Raw genomic sequence first — 14,678 nt, forward strand, 5'->3', positions numbered from 1 at the left:
CATGGAACACTTAGAAAAGAATTTTTTACTGGCTAAAAAACAGGACCGGAGAGGGCAGAAAGCTCTTTACGATATGTTTTCGGGTAAAATGCTCGCCATTGCGAATTCTTACACTAATAATATCCACGATGCAGAAGACATTCTGATGAATGCTTTCATGAAATGCTTCACTAAGATCGATGAATGCAGGGAATGGAAAAGCTTTCCGTTCTGGTTGAGGAAAATTGTGGTAAACGATTCCATCAGTTTCATCCGGAAGAATAAAAATGTCCTCTACGTGGATATGGAAACCGTAGAAGAGGTATCCGATGATGATTTCGATGAACACTTTGGAGAAATTAATCTCGGAGAGATATTCTCTCAAATGCCCGTAGGATATAGACTGATCTTTAACTTGTATATTTTTGAAGAGAAAAAGCATCAGGAAATTGCAGAAATTTTGAATATTTCTGAAGGGACAAGCAAAAGCCAGTTGAGTAAAGCAAAAAAATGGCTTACCGATTATTTAAAGACCAAAAAAAATGAACAAAGAAATACTGAAACAGTTAAAATCTGACTACGAAAAGCTTGAAATAAAGCCTTCTGCGGATCTTTGGGACAGAATCGACTCAATGGATCAAAAAACAGAGAAAGGGTCTGATTGGAGTCCTAAAGCACATTTCCAATGGTGGCAATATGCTGCAGCAGTATTGCTTTTAATTTCTGTGGGGACAATTATTTATTACAATATAAATAAAACGGAGCAGCACAATATCTTAAGCAGAATTCAAACGAATCAGATAAAAGAAAATTTGAAAGGGACTCAGGAAAAACAAAATGATGAAAATGTATTGCCTGATTCTAAAATCGCTGTGGATCTAAAACCTGAAATTGATAATACAAGCCAAAATAAAACTGCTGATTATTCAATTCGTCCGGATAAAAAAATAGGATACACCCAAAATATCACAATAAAACAAAATGGTGACCTCGATATTACTCCTGTTCAGGTGGCTTCTGATGATCATCAGATTAAGCATCCAGATGTTGTTTTAGAACCGGAAGAGAACACAGCTCCGGATAATAAGCTGGCTGTTTCCAGTGAAAAACCGGAAATAAAGAATACAAAATATATAAAAGCATCCGAGCTTCTTACAGGAAGAGAATATGATAAAATACGTGGAAATCAGGAAACAACGTCGTACGGAAGAATAGATTTAAGAAGATTAAAACCTCATTTTTCACAAGTGGTGACCTTAGGAGTAACAGTACATTCAGACACAAAATAATACAATCTTATTAATCAAAATATCAATTATTATCTGGTTTCTGGTAACCGGACAGCCCAAATAATATTAAAAAAATAATACAATGAAAAATACAATTTTACTATCTGCTTTGATGCTGACAGCTTCAGTGATGGCTTTTTCACAGGACAATAAATCTATCCGGCAACAGCAGGAAAACTTAAACATGAGAGTCAATAGTTATACAGTAAAGATTGATAGTATCATATCCTCTGAAAAAAAGAAAATGAATGGGGAGCTGGATATCATAGACAAAGATTTTAAAGAGGGGAAAATATCCGTGGAAGAAAAGAAAAGCCATTCTAATGAAATTGCTTTGAAATATGAAGCAATCATTAATGAAAAAGTGGATGCTGAAAAAGAGAGTTTTGAGGAGATCACAAGGGAAAGAGTTCGAAAATCTGTGCTGGGGAAAAGCGCCGATGAGAAAAAAAGTGAAATGAAAAACCTTCTGAATAGCATGGATGTTGTGGTGAGCGGCGGATATTTAAACCTTGCTGAAAAATCCAAGCCTTTTGATTTCTTTAACAAGCCGGAAGAAATCCGTTCCGCTTCATCTTTATCTTATCAATTAAGGTTTCAAATGCAGGTAGGGGCATACACGAGTCCTGTATTTCTAAACTTTGGATTAGGAGTGCGTACGGATATGTATAGCGCTAAGAAATCAACGGTTTTTGCCCAGGGTAACGAGAAATTGTTTATTACAGGATTTACCCCAAAAAAGCTGAAATATACCCAATTAAAAGCCGAATATCTTGAAATTCCCTTAGAAATGCAGTTTGTTCTCAATCCTAAATATGTGGAATATGATGGTGAAAAATTCCTGGATGACAGCAAAAGGCAGTGGAGAATAGGAGCAGGGATTTATGGTGGGGTAAAAATTGGCAGCAGGATAAAATACAAATATGAAAATGAAGAATCAGGTAAGAATGTATTCAGGCAAAGAGTGGAAAACGGTATGAATCCGTTCCTGTTTGGGGCAAAGCTGAGTATTGGGTACGGAGGAATCAGTTTATATGTGAAAAAAGATTTAACTCCTATTTTTAATGATGATGCCTTGATGAATAACAAAAACGGATTACAGATAGGGCTGGAAGTATTTAATCTAACTTTCTGATTTTCATAGAGATAATTTTGTTTCAGACACACTTTTCGGAGTGTGTTTTTTTTCGTATTTTGGCACTTTAAGAAATATGAAAAATATTCAGTTATTAGGATTATTATTAGTGGCTGTAGGAAGCTTTCTGCCGCTGGTTCATGTTCCCATCATCGGAAATTGGAATTATTGGAAACTGGATCACTATTTAGCTATTACCTGTTGGATTCTTTCCGTTTGCGTATTATTTGGTATTGTAAATAATAGTGTGAAAATTGTCAGAACATTTGCCTTTCTGTTAATCGTTTTATTCATTTTTACTTTAGTGGCAGTTAAACTTCAATCTCTGGAATATTTCAGCTTTCTGCCTTTCAAATCCTGGAGAGAAGTCTTCGCAGGAGTGGTCAAGTTAAAATGGGGGTGGATTGTTGAATTCCTGGGAGCATTTTTAATGCTTATACCGAATAATAAAAATAAAGCACAAATCTGATCCAGCTTGGGCCAGACCTGAAAGTGATACAACAATAGAATATAAAAATGAAACCGCAAGGTTACATGTGACTTAAAATTAAATATATAAAAATGAAAGAAGTATTCATCGTTTCCGCAGTAAGAACTCCAATGGGAAGTTTTATGGGAAGTTTATCAACGGTTCCGGCTACAAAATTGGGAGCTGTTGCAGTAAAAGGCGCATTAGATAAAATTGGTCTTGATCCTAAAAATGTTCAGGAAATTTACATGGGGAACGTTTTACAGGCTGGAGAAGGACAGGCTCCTGCTCGTCAGGCTGCTTTAGGAGCGGGACTTTCTGTTGAAACTCCTTCTACTACAATCAATAAAGTTTGTGCTTCAGGAATGAAAGCGGTAATGATGGCTGCACAATCCATCAAAGCCGGAGATGCGGAAGTAATTGTAGCAGGAGGTATGGAAAATATGTCTATGGTTCCTCATTACTACAATGCAAGAGTAGCTACAAAGCTGGGGGATATCAAAATGCAGGACGGAATGGTTCTTGACGGATTGACAGACGTTTACAATAAAGTACATATGGGTGTTTGCGCAGAAAAATGTGCAACAGATTATAGCATTACAAGAGAAGATCAGGATAATTTCGCTATTGAATCTTACAAAAGATCCGCAAAAGCCTGGAGCGAAGGAAAATTCAGTAATGAAGTTGTTCCTGTTGAAATTCCTCAAAGAAAAGGAGAGCCTGTAATTTTTGCAGAAGATGAAGAATACAAAGCGGTAAACTTCGACAGGATTTCTACACTTCCGACAGTATTCAAGAAGGAAGAAGGTACAGTGACGGCTGCAAATGCATCTACCTTAAATGACGGTGCCTCTGCATTAATCCTTGTTTCTAAAGAAAAAATGGAAGAATTAGGACTTAAGCCTTTAGCAAGAATCGTTTCTTATGCTGATGCGGCTCAGGAACCTGAAAACTTTACAACAGCACCTGCAAAAGCTTTACCTATCGCTCTTAAAAAAGCAGGATTAGAGCTTTCTAATATCGATTTCTTTGAATTCAACGAAGCGTTCTCTGTAGTAGGATTGGCAAACAACAAAATCTTAGGATTGGATGCTTCTAAAGTAAATGTGAACGGAGGAGCTGTAGCATTAGGGCATCCACTGGGAAGTTCAGGTTCAAGGATTATTGTTACACTAATCAACGTATTGAAGCAAAACAATGCAAAATACGGTGCTGCTGCTATCTGTAACGGTGGTGGTGGAGCTTCTGCTATTGTGATTGAAAACTTATAAAAAGCAACTCTTATTATAAACAAAGGCCCGGAATACATTCCGGGCCTTTGTTTATAATTCATATACGAAGAAAAATCTAAACAGGCATTTTCCCTGCTTATTTAAAATGCTGATCACATTCTGTATGTTATGAAAAGTTTAATTAAACAATAAAATTGAGCAGAAAGAAAATAAAACCCCCGAATATTCAGCGGTTTTTTTATTTTTGTGCTACTAATATTATTTGAAATGTCTGAAATTGAGAATCAACAGCCTCAGAATATAAAGAATAATCCAAAGATTATGAAAGCCTGGGCTGTCTACGACTGGGCCAATTCAGTATACTCGCTGGTTATTACTTCTACTATTTTTCCTATTTATTACTCTATTCTTACCACAGCATATGAAAAGAAAGAATATGTGGCAGAAACCAAACAGTGGATTGATGTTCCGGTAAGACATATGATCAAGATATTTGGGGAAAAATATCAGCCGGATGCGGTATATGGATATTCTTTAACGATTTCTTTCTTCATCGTTGTTTTACTGTCTCCATTCCTTTCTTCTTTAGCAGATACCATTGGAAACAAAAAATCATTCCTGCAATTTTTCTGCTATCTGGGGGCAACTTCATGTATGGGATTGGCAATGTTTACAGGAATGCACAACGTATTTCTGGGGCTTCTGTTCAGTATCACAGCCAGTGTAGGGTTTTGGGGAAGCTTAGTGTTCTATAATTCCTTTTTACCGGATATTGCGACACGGGATAAACAGGATGCACTGTCGGCAAGAGGGTATGTTTACGGATATATTGGTTCGGTAGTATTGGTTGTCATTTGTCTACTGCTGATTCAGGTTTTTGCCAAAGGAGCAGCACAACAGCTGTTGTTTACGAGAATCAGTTTCTTATTGACCGGAGCCTGGTGGTTCGGTTTCTCACAATATACGTTCAAACATTTGCCACAATTTGGGGATGTTAAAGATAAGCTTCCAAAAGATCTGGTTCTTCTGAACTACAAAAACATCTTCAAAAAACATGAAGAGCAGGGAGGCTTTTTTGAAGTTTTAAAAGACAATTTGAGCTTCTATAAAGATATTGCTAAAGGAAAGCTTCCATGAATTATTTAAAGTAGGAAATGAGTTGTTTAAAGACAGAAACCTAAAATTCTTTTTATCCAGCTTTTTCTTCTACAGTGTAGGAATGCAGACCATCTTTTTAATGGCAACCTTATTTGGAAAAAGTGAAATCAACCTTGCTCAGGATAAGCTGATCGGCACTCTTTTGGTCATTCAGATCGAAGCAATTATCGGAGCGGTGATATTCTCAAGGTTATCAAGGAAAATAGGAAACAAAAACGTTATTTCTATAGCCATTGTATTATGGATTATTGCCTGTATCTGGGCCTATTTCCTGAATAAAGAAAATCCTACGGTTGAATATCAGTTTTACGGTGTTGCAGCAGTAGTAGGTTTAGTAATGGGAGGGCTTCAGGCCATGTCAAGATCTACCTATTCCAAATTGCTTCCTGAAGATTCTATGGAAAACACTACGTTCTTTAGTTTCTATGACGTACTGGAAAAGATTGCCATCATTATCGGGACGTTCATCTTTGCTACACTGATCGAGCATTTTAATAATATGCGTATTGCTGCGCTTTCCATGACACTGTTCTTCGGAACCGGATTAATACTTGTTCGATTCCTGAAAATCAATATGCTGAAAGACAGGGATACCCTATAAGCTTCAAGACGTTAGAAATAACGTCTTTTTTAGGGCGGCAATACGTAAAATATGTATATTTCGGTCTGAATTTTGCTAATATTCAGCTGAATAATTTTAACTTTGCAAAAAAGATTTATTAAGTCAATGACAAACCCTTTATTTTACGCCAAAATTCTTTTGTTCGGAGAATACGGAATCATCGAAGATTCCCAAGGTTTGACATTACCTTATAGTTTCTATAAAGGTACCCTCAAGTTTTCATCATTGGATTCCGAATTTGAAAAGAAATCTAATGAACATCTGATCAAATATGCAGATTATCTGACTGATCTTGAACTTCCTCAAGGTTTTGAACTGAATGTTTCCAGATTCAAGGAAGAAATTGCTGAAGGATTATTCTTCGACAGCAACATTCCACAGGGATATGGAGTAGGCAGCTCCGGAGCGTTAGTAGCTGCTATTTTCGAACGCTATTCAGTTACGAAGCGTCATCCTGAGAATATTTCCAAGGACGAGCTTAAAAGCCTTAGAAAAGTCTTCGGCTTAATGGAAAGCTATTTCCACGGAAGAAGCTCCGGAATAGATCCTCTTATCTGCTACATGAACCTGCCTATCCTTATCGAAAATAAAGAAAGCGTAGATAAAGTAGCCATTCCTAAAAGCGAAGAAGGAAAAGGAGCTATTTTCTTAATTGATTCAGGAATGACAGGGGAAACCGGACCTATGGTTCAGATTTTCTTTGAAAAAATGAAAACAGAAGGTTTCCGCAAAACATTGAAAGAAGAGTTTATCCGTTATAATAATGCTTGTATTGAGGCATTCCTTAAAAAAGATATGAATCCTTTCTTCAGAAACCTGAAAAAGCTTTCTCACTGGGCGTATGAACATTTCCGTCCGATGATCCCCGAAAGTCTTTTCAACGTTTGGAAAAAAGGTCTGGACTCCAATGCATATTACCTGAAGCTCTGCGGAAGCGGTGGAGGTGGTTATATCTTAGGATTCACCAAAGACTATGAAAAAGCTGAAAAAATGCTTGATGGTTTCCATAAAGAAGTGATTTACAGATTTTAATTGGGTTGGAAATGAATTCTGAAAAAGAAAATTTACAATCCCAGAATATTGCTTCCAAATCTCTATTTTACAGATTTTCACAATTCGTGGGCTTTCTCTTAGGCGCTCGTGTTTTTGTAGCGGTCTTACTTACTTTTGCCCTATATGTTTCTACTTTCTTTCTTTTTAATCAGGAAGAGAGCCTTAGAAATTTTGTTTTCGATTTTAAAGTCCACGGAATTATTTTCTGCACTGTTTTATGTATTCTGGCGGGTGGAATCATCAACCAGTTTTATGATTTTGAAAAAGACCACATCGTAAAACCATTCAGAACCAGAATTCAAAGCTTTATCAAGCAGAAATATTTCCTCTACGCCTATCTAACATTGAGTATAACCTCTCTCGGGGTAGCATGGATGATTTCCTATAGAGTATTTATTTTCTTTTTAATCTATCAGTTTTTCATGTGGTACTACAGCCATAAGCTGAGCCGGATTTTAATTGTGAATAATCTGACCTTTGTCAGCCTTACTCTATATCCTTTCTTCGGAATGATGGTATATTACGAAACCTTTTCAATGAAAGTTTTCTTAATGGCCATTTTTCTTTTTCTGATGCTTTTATGTATTGATATTGCCAAAGATACTCTTACTAAAAGCGTAGATAAAGCCTTTGGTTATACCACGATTCCCAATTATTTTAAAGGAAAAACTACCAAATTGATCCTTATTTCACTTCTCATGATTGCAATGGCTGTTTCTATGAAAATCATTGTCAGAACAAATGTTTGGGGATTTATGAGCGATTACTTTGCAGTAGGCTTGTTTGTGTTTATTTCCTGTATCTATTTTCTGCTGAATGATTCAAGGAGAAGCAAATTCATTACGCTGAATATTCTCAGATTATGGGTTTTTATCGGGATAATTGCCATGCTTTTGAACGGGATTGAAAGTAAATTATAGAAAATATTCTTTTAAAACAAAGAGGTTATTATTACCTTTGCACAACTAATTTAATAAAAAGGAATGCCCATTTTTAACGATACTAAAGTTGCATTTGCAGACAAATCCGATGCACAGCTAAGAAAAGCATACTGGATGTTCAAAATGATCGAACAGCCCGCTCTTACCAGTTTTGGAACATCTATCCTTAATTTCACGGTTCATAATAATTTCCCTTTCGTTACCGGAATTGTAAAGAATACTTTATTTGAACAATTCTGTGGCGGCGAAACCCGGGAAGAAAGCATGAAAGTGGTAAAACAGCTTTTCAAAAGAGGAGTGGGAAGTATTTTCGACTATTCCATTGAAGGAAAAGAAGATGAAGAGACTTTTGATGCGGTTTGCAAAGAAATCAAGGATATTGTAAGATTTTCCGTAGGAAACCCCGCCATTCCTTTTATCGTTTTCAAACCTACTGCTTTCGGGAGAATAGATCTTTATGAAGCTGTGGGTAAAGGCGCTGAACTTACCTCAAGCCAGAAAGAAGAATGGGAAAGAGTGGTAAGAAGATTTGATGAGGTCTGTAAACTATGTCATGAAAATGATAAAAAAGTAATGGTAGATGCGGAAGAAACCTGGATGCAGGATGCAGCAGATCAGCTTTGTGAAGAAATGATGGAGAAATATAACCAGGAAAAGCCCATCGTCTGGAATACAATCCAGATGTACAGAACAGGCAGGCTGGAATATATGGAAGAACATCTTCAGAGATCAAGAGAAAAGAACTATTTCATCGGGTATAAGATCGTGCGTGGAGCTTATATGGAAAAGGAAAGAGCAAGAGCAGCTGAAAAAGGATATCCTGATCCCATCCAGCCTAATAAAGACGCTTCAGATAAAAACTATAATGCAGGAATCGATTTTGTGATGAATCACCTGGATAAAGTTTCCGCTTTCTTTGGAACACACAATGAAGTTTCTTCAGAGTTGGTAATGGATAAAATGAAGGCTAAAAACCTTGAAAACGATAATCCACACGTTTATTTCGGGCAGCTTTACGGGATGAGTGATAATATTACCTTCTATTTATCAGATAAAGGCTATAATGTGGCTAAATACCTTCCCTATGGCCCTGTGAAAGACGTAGTTCCCTATCTTACGAGAAGAGCCCAGGAAAATACCTCTGTGGCCGGGCAAACGGGTAGAGAATTAGGATTGATCCAAAAAGAACTGGAAAGAAGAAAAGGCAGATAATTCTACCTTTTTAAATATAAAGCTCCGCATTTGTGGAGCTTTTTTTATATCAAATATTGATAAAAATTATTTTAATTATTAACATTATTAATGATAATGTAAAATTTTAATAAATTCATTGTTGATTTAATTATATTTTGTATATTTGATTAAGACTAATAAAAACTAGATTCCATGAAAAAAAACCTCTTCGTTGCTACATTCAATATAGCCAATTTTCCCTATAATAAACTATTATAACAGAGAAATATTTAATTTCTGAAATGATTCGCATCTATAGAAGTGGAATGGGAAAAAGCAACGAATATAATCAACTTAAAAACTAAAGCAATAGTTTAGCTTTCTTCTTCAAATATTTTTTTACCTGGTCAGTACTTGATCAGGTATTTTTATGGTTCATAACTTTCAAATTTTCCGTTTTCAAAGAACAGAACAATCCTTTTTATTTTATGCTCCTGATTTCCAATTACTTGATTGATAATTTCGTCATTAGATTTTTCTAATCGCTGAGAATCGTTTATTTTTTCCCCGGCTATACTCGGATGAGGAATATCAGATTCTCGAAGGCTTTGTTTCAGGACCCTGTCTTCACTTTCCGTCACTCCAAAATTATCATCATCGATTAAAGTGAATAAATCAGGCAGTGAAGTAGGCTTTGTTTTTTCTTCAGTAATTTCTTCCTCTTCAACAGCCGGTTCATCAGACTTCAGCATTTCACCATCACCGTTAATCAGCCAGTCCCAAAGGATTTCCGGGAAACGGGATTTGATCTTAATGATGAATTCCAGAGACGGTTTATTCCTCCCGGAAGTGATGTGGGAGATAGAAGAACGTTGTACATCTATTTCATCCGCAAACTCAGAAGGAGTAAAGTTAGAATACTCTATAACTTTTGAAATTCGTTCATTTAAACTCATCAAAATAAGTTTTTAATTGTTTTACAAATGTAAAAATAAAGTTTACAAATGCAAAATACAAAAGTAAACAATTGGAACCTTTTGCAATATACAAAAGTAAATAGTAATAATATATTGATAATCAGTCATTTAATATATAATAGGCAAGTTATCAACATTTTCTTTTTGTAAATAGATCATTATACTACTTGCCCACCAATATTCTTAAAGTAAAAGATGAAGTAGATGCTATATTGATAGATGTAAAGTGAATTATTTTTTGGTAAATCCCTGTTAAAGCCTTATCCGGATAAGTTTATGATCATTAAACACCTTATAGAGTAGGAGACAGGCTAAACAACTGATTGTATAGCATTATACAGAATATAAACGTGAGAGGAGATACACTTTAGGCTCTTAAACTTCTTTATTATGGCCTATTTTCATGTATCGAACAGTTGTTGGTATTATGCCTTTTCCTGAAAAATTATGCTATTTATTTCAACCCGAATTCAACCTCTGAAAATTAGGATACAATCTAAAATATGAACAATTTACATTTGTATATCTAAATAAAATCAGTACTTTTTCCACATTAGGAATGTTTAACAAAATTACACTCATTTCGGGATAAACAGGCTTTTCAGTACTTAAAGTAAATTTAAAAATTAAATTTAGATAAATTTTATAACTAATTGATTTTAAAATAATTAATTAATATTAATTAAATTATTAGCAATCCACAATTTTACCAACAGACATTCTGTCAATTCACATTGTTTAATAATGTTACAAATGTTAATTTTATATTCTGCTTAAAAATGGCTAATTTTGACTCTTGTAAACCACTTCTCAAATGAACTTCGAACAGATTTACATACAAAACCCTGATTTCCCAAATCGCTATATTTCCCCCGGAAAATTATTTTCTTACCTACAGACGAATCTCGGCGATTATATTCATGAGATCGGAAGATCCTACTTAGATAAGCCTATTTATAAATTAAGCATAGGTACCGGAGCCATTCATGTACTGGCTTGGTCACAAATGCACGGTAATGAATCCAATGCTACGCATGCAATGCTTGACTTACTGTTAAGCCTGGATAATATGCCTCAAATGAAGGAAGATCTTTTCAGTAAAATTTCGTTGGATTTTATTTTTATGTTAAATCCGGATGGTTCGGAAAGATGGACAAGACTCAACGCAGTGGATATTGATCTGAACAGAGATTTTCATAATGAAGCAAGTAAAGAGATTAAGTTTCTCAAAAGCTTAGCTTCCTCCAAGAAGTATGATTATGCGCTGAATTTGCATGAGCAGAGAACTATATTTACGACAGACGGAGTGCATCCTGCAACACTTTCCTTTTTAGCTCCATCAGAAAATGTAGAACGCAGCATTACTGAAAACAGGAAAAAATGCATGGCCGTGATTGCTGCTGTATATAATCACCTGAAAGAATTAATTCCTAACCAGATCGGAAGGTATTCTGATGAGTTCTATCCCACTTCAACAGGCGATAATTTCATTAAAAGCGGAATGCCTACCATATTATTTGAAGGCGGGCATTTCATAGATGATTATACAAGAAAAGGAACAAGAAAATATTATACGATTGCTCTTTATTATGCGTTAAAGGCAATTAGTGAATTGAATGCCGGTGTTACAGGCTGGGAAACGTATCTTGAAATTCCGGAAAATCAGGAAACCCACTATGATATCGTCTACCGGAATGTAAAGCTGAATACGGATCATCACTGTATTTTGGATGTAGCTGTTCAGTACCGGGAAATTATGGAGGAAGGGAAAGATGAGATATCTTTTGTGCCTTTTGTAGTGGAAGTGGGAGAAGTAAAGAAACGGAAAGGCTGGCTGGAAATTGACTGTACGGGGAAAAAATTTGTTTCTGTAACCAAATACCCGAAACTCGATGCAGTAGTTGATTTTACCATAGAAGACTAAAAAAGCGGAACAGTTTGTTCCGCTTTTTTTATATTCTACTTTTCAGAGTAGCTTGGAAAATAAATTAGTTAACTACTTTAATCCCGTTAGCTACAAATCTGATTTCTTCTTTTGGCTTGGTGATAGCATCAATTTCAGACTGAGGCTTTTTAGCATCTTCAGCGTAGTGTTTTTGCTCATCCACAGAAATTACTTTTCTTTCAGCATTCCCTTCCAGTACTACATTCTTTCCTTTTAAAGCAGTAGGAACGAAGAAAGCATAATCCTTCATTTTTACGAAGAACTGAGAATTATCATCCGTTTTGATAGTTAACCAACATCCTTTTTTCTCACAAACATCCGTTACAGTACCTTTAATCGCAACATTCTCAACTTTTTTACTGTCTTTTTTCAGCTTTTTCGACAATTTATCTACGCTAATCGCTTTAGATTCTGATACTCCTGCTCCATAAGTATCTCCTACAAGAGCGTTTCCTGCAGGTGGAGCAACCGTCTTCTGTGACGTTTCCTGTGCAAATGCCAGTGTAGAAACACTTACTGCTGCTGCAAATAATATAGCTTTGAATTTCATTTTTAATATTTTTTTCAAAAATACTAATAAAATTTGAATTCAAAATCAGATTAAAGTTGATAAAAAGCATATTTATTTTGAATATGTAAACAATGTCTAAAAACAAGTGCAGATTTGTTTATATTTGACACCTATACATCTTTATGCAAAAAAAACTAAAACTTTGGGACGCCATTATGCTGGTAATGGGCTCCATGATCGGTAGTGGAATCTTTATAGTAAGCGCAGATATGATGCGGAATCTCGGTTCCGGGTATTGGGTAATTGTAGTATGGATTATTACCGGGATCATGACTGTTGCTGCCGCGATAAGCTACGGGGAACTTTCAGCGCTATTTCCGAAAGCAGGTGGACAATACACATATCTTACTGAAATTTTTGGTAAAAAAATGGGTTTCCTGTATGGGTGGGGTTTATTTACGGTGATTCAGACCGGAACTATTGCAGCGGTTGCGATGGCATTCGGAAAATTTACCGCCTATCTTGTTCCGTCTCTTAATAATGCAGCTCCGATCTTCCAGAGTGGAGAATTTCAGATTACCTGGATACAGATATTGGCAATCGCTATTATTCTTCTATTGACTTACATTAATACAAGAGGTGTAGAAAGTGGAAAATTATTACAGAATATATTTACGGGATCTAAGGTGATCGCTTTATTAGGACTGATTGCTGCCGGATTTATTTTTGTGGATGTTTCCCATCTGGCGGAAAATTTTAGCTTAGGAACAGATTCTTTCAATAATCTTAAAAAAGATATTACCGGGAATTTTCTTAAGGAAGGTTGGGAACCTATCGGTGGAATGACCTTATTAGGAGGAATTGCTGCCGCAATGGTAGGCTCAGTTTTTAGTTCCGTAGCCTGGGAAAGTGTAACCTTCGTTTCGGGAGAGATAGAAAATCCGAAGAAAAATATAGTAAAATCAATGATCTACGGAACTTCTGCCGTAATGATTTTATATATCGCAGTCAACTATGTTTACCTGAATTCCTTAGACAGGGATTCTATCGCTTTTGCGGCCAACGACAGGGTAGCGGTAGCCGCTTCACAAAACATTTTCGGAAGTGCAGGAACCATCATCATTGCTTTATTAGTAATGGTCTCTACATTTGGATGTAACAACGGCCTGATTCTAGCCGGAGCAAGAGTATTCCAGACGATGGCAAAAGACGGTTTATTTTTTAAATCTGCTGTGGAAAACAATAAAAATGAAGTTCCCGGAAATGCTTTATGGATGCAGGGAGTCTGGGCTTCTCTCCTATGTTTGAGCGGTCAGTACGGAAACCTTCTGGATATGATCTCCTTTGTCATTGTCCTTTTCTATATGATTACCGTTTTCGGAGTAATTTATCTGAGATTTAAACAACCTGATCTGGAAAGACCTTACAAAACATGGTTGTATCCGGTAACGCCGATCATTTACTTATTGATAGGATCCGGATTCTGTATCTTGCTTCTGATCTATAAGCAGCAATACACCTGGCCCGGTTTTTTAATGGTTTTATTGGGACTTCCGGTCTACTATTTTATCAATAGGAAGAAAAAAGAAAATAATTAATCTGGTTACGGCTTTCAAACTTGTTTGAAAGCCGTAAATTTTAAACAATATTTTTAAATTCTTATAACATTTTATTTCCTGAAAATGTTTAATTTGGTATTTCGTTTAGAGAAATTGAGACCATGATGTAAAAAATAAGAAGTTGATTTTATGGACACACCCAATTACAGAATGCCTTTTGTTCCGTCAACATTGATGACTGAAGGGGGAAGTATTGATACCTGCGATATGGGAGAAAGTATTGCCCACAATATTATGTTACTGATCACCACCAAAAAAGGCGAAAACAGATATGATGAAAATTACGGAAATGATGTCTGGAATTTAGAATTCGATAATGGAGTTACAAGTGCCATCTGGGAAAGTATTTTTATCAAAAGCCTTAAGAGGCAGATACAGGAATATGAACCCCGGATAGTTCAGCCGCAAATTCAGGCCCATGTAGAATTTGTGGAGCACAACTACGATACCAAAGAACATACGGAAATCAAGAAAAAAGTAAGAATAGCCATCAATGCCAAAATGGAGGCTACAGGAGAGCGTTTCAGCTTTTCCACAGAACTGTTTTTGAGCCCTATGTCGATAGATTAAGTATT

13 protein-coding genes and 1 pseudogene are annotated in these 14,678 nt (G+C 35.9%); 12 read left to right on the forward strand and 2 right to left on the reverse strand.

What is annotated here, in order from left to right; all coding sequences use genetic code 11:
• The first annotated feature begins 1 nt into the window (after position 1).
• From BCF58_RS06510 to BCF58_RS06550, 9 genes and pseudogenes are all read left to right on the forward strand, one after another.
• Positions 2 to 556 carry an RNA polymerase sigma factor gene (locus BCF58_RS06510; protein WP_121460946.1) on the forward strand — a complete coding sequence of 185 codons (555 nt, stop codon included), beginning with the start codon at positions 2 to 4 and terminating at the stop codon, positions 554 to 556.
• Complete coding sequence (locus BCF58_RS06515; RefSeq protein ID WP_121460947.1) at positions 522 to 1,268, forward strand: hypothetical protein; 747 nt, start codon at positions 522 to 524, stop codon at positions 1,266 to 1,268. The genes BCF58_RS06510 and BCF58_RS06515 overlap by 35 nt, the downstream gene beginning before the upstream one ends.
• 82 nt (positions 1,269 to 1,350) lie before the next feature.
• Positions 1,351 to 2,403, forward strand: a complete 1,053-nt coding sequence (locus BCF58_RS06520) for a porin family protein (RefSeq protein ID WP_147462039.1) — start codon at positions 1,351 to 1,353, stop codon at positions 2,401 to 2,403.
• A gap of 76 nt (positions 2,404 to 2,479) precedes the next feature.
• The gene (locus BCF58_RS06525) at positions 2,480 to 2,872 is read left to right on the forward strand and encodes a hypothetical protein (protein WP_121460949.1); all 393 of its coding nucleotides are present in this window, start codon (positions 2,480 to 2,482) and stop codon (positions 2,870 to 2,872) included.
• A 92-nt stretch (positions 2,873 to 2,964) separates the two neighbouring features.
• The gene (locus tag BCF58_RS06530) at positions 2,965 to 4,143 is read left to right on the forward strand and encodes an acetyl-CoA C-acyltransferase (protein WP_121460950.1); all 1,179 of its coding nucleotides are present in this window, start codon (positions 2,965 to 2,967) and stop codon (positions 4,141 to 4,143) included.
• Positions 4,144 to 4,371: 228 nt separating this feature from the next.
• Positions 4,372 to 5,863 (forward strand): annotated as a pseudogene (locus BCF58_RS06535) (MFS transporter).
• A gap of 126 nt (positions 5,864 to 5,989) precedes the next feature.
• Positions 5,990 to 6,916 (forward strand): mevalonate kinase family protein, encoded by a 927-nt coding sequence (locus tag BCF58_RS06540; RefSeq protein WP_121460951.1) that lies wholly within the window; start codon positions 5,990 to 5,992, stop codon positions 6,914 to 6,916.
• A gap of 11 nt (positions 6,917 to 6,927) precedes the next feature.
• Positions 6,928 to 7,857, forward strand: coding sequence for a UbiA family prenyltransferase (locus BCF58_RS06545; protein ID WP_121460952.1), 930 nt, complete (start codon positions 6,928 to 6,930; stop codon positions 7,855 to 7,857).
• A gap of 63 nt (positions 7,858 to 7,920) precedes the next feature.
• Complete coding sequence (locus tag BCF58_RS06550; RefSeq protein WP_121460953.1) at positions 7,921 to 9,090, forward strand: proline dehydrogenase family protein; 1,170 nt, start codon at positions 7,921 to 7,923, stop codon at positions 9,088 to 9,090.
• Positions 9,091 to 9,479: 389 nt separating this feature from the next.
• On the opposite strand, the gene BCF58_RS06555 is transcribed toward BCF58_RS06550, so the two are convergent.
• Positions 9,480 to 10,007, reverse strand: a complete 528-nt coding sequence (locus tag BCF58_RS06555; RefSeq protein ID WP_121460954.1) for a helix-turn-helix transcriptional regulator — start codon at positions 10,005 to 10,007, stop codon at positions 9,480 to 9,482.
• Positions 10,008 to 10,842: 835 nt separating this feature from the next.
• Between BCF58_RS06555 and BCF58_RS06560 the strand changes: the two genes are divergently transcribed.
• The gene (locus BCF58_RS06560) at positions 10,843 to 11,952 is read left to right on the forward strand and encodes a M14 family zinc carboxypeptidase (RefSeq protein ID WP_121460955.1); all 1,110 of its coding nucleotides are present in this window, start codon (positions 10,843 to 10,845) and stop codon (positions 11,950 to 11,952) included.
• Between the two features lie 64 nt (positions 11,953 to 12,016).
• Here the strand turns inward: BCF58_RS06560 and BCF58_RS06565 are convergent, their stop codons facing one another.
• Entirely contained in the window at positions 12,017 to 12,523 is a 507-nt protein-coding gene (locus tag BCF58_RS06565; RefSeq protein WP_121460956.1) for a DUF4920 domain-containing protein, read from the reverse strand.
• Positions 12,524 to 12,666: 143 nt separating this feature from the next.
• Between BCF58_RS06565 and BCF58_RS06570 the strand changes: the two genes are divergently transcribed.
• The gene (locus BCF58_RS06570) at positions 12,667 to 14,082 is read left to right on the forward strand and encodes an APC family permease (protein WP_121460957.1); all 1,416 of its coding nucleotides are present in this window, start codon (positions 12,667 to 12,669) and stop codon (positions 14,080 to 14,082) included.
• Positions 14,083 to 14,232: 150 nt separating this feature from the next.
• The gene (locus tag BCF58_RS06575; RefSeq protein ID WP_121460958.1) at positions 14,233 to 14,673 is read left to right on the forward strand and encodes a GPW/gp25 family protein; all 441 of its coding nucleotides are present in this window, start codon (positions 14,233 to 14,235) and stop codon (positions 14,671 to 14,673) included.
• Positions 14,674 to 14,678: the final 5 nt, after the last annotated feature.

It is taken from the genome of Chryseobacterium defluvii (genome assembly GCF_003634775.1).
Lineage (GTDB): Bacteria > Bacteroidota > Bacteroidia > Flavobacteriales > Weeksellaceae > Chryseobacterium > Chryseobacterium defluvii.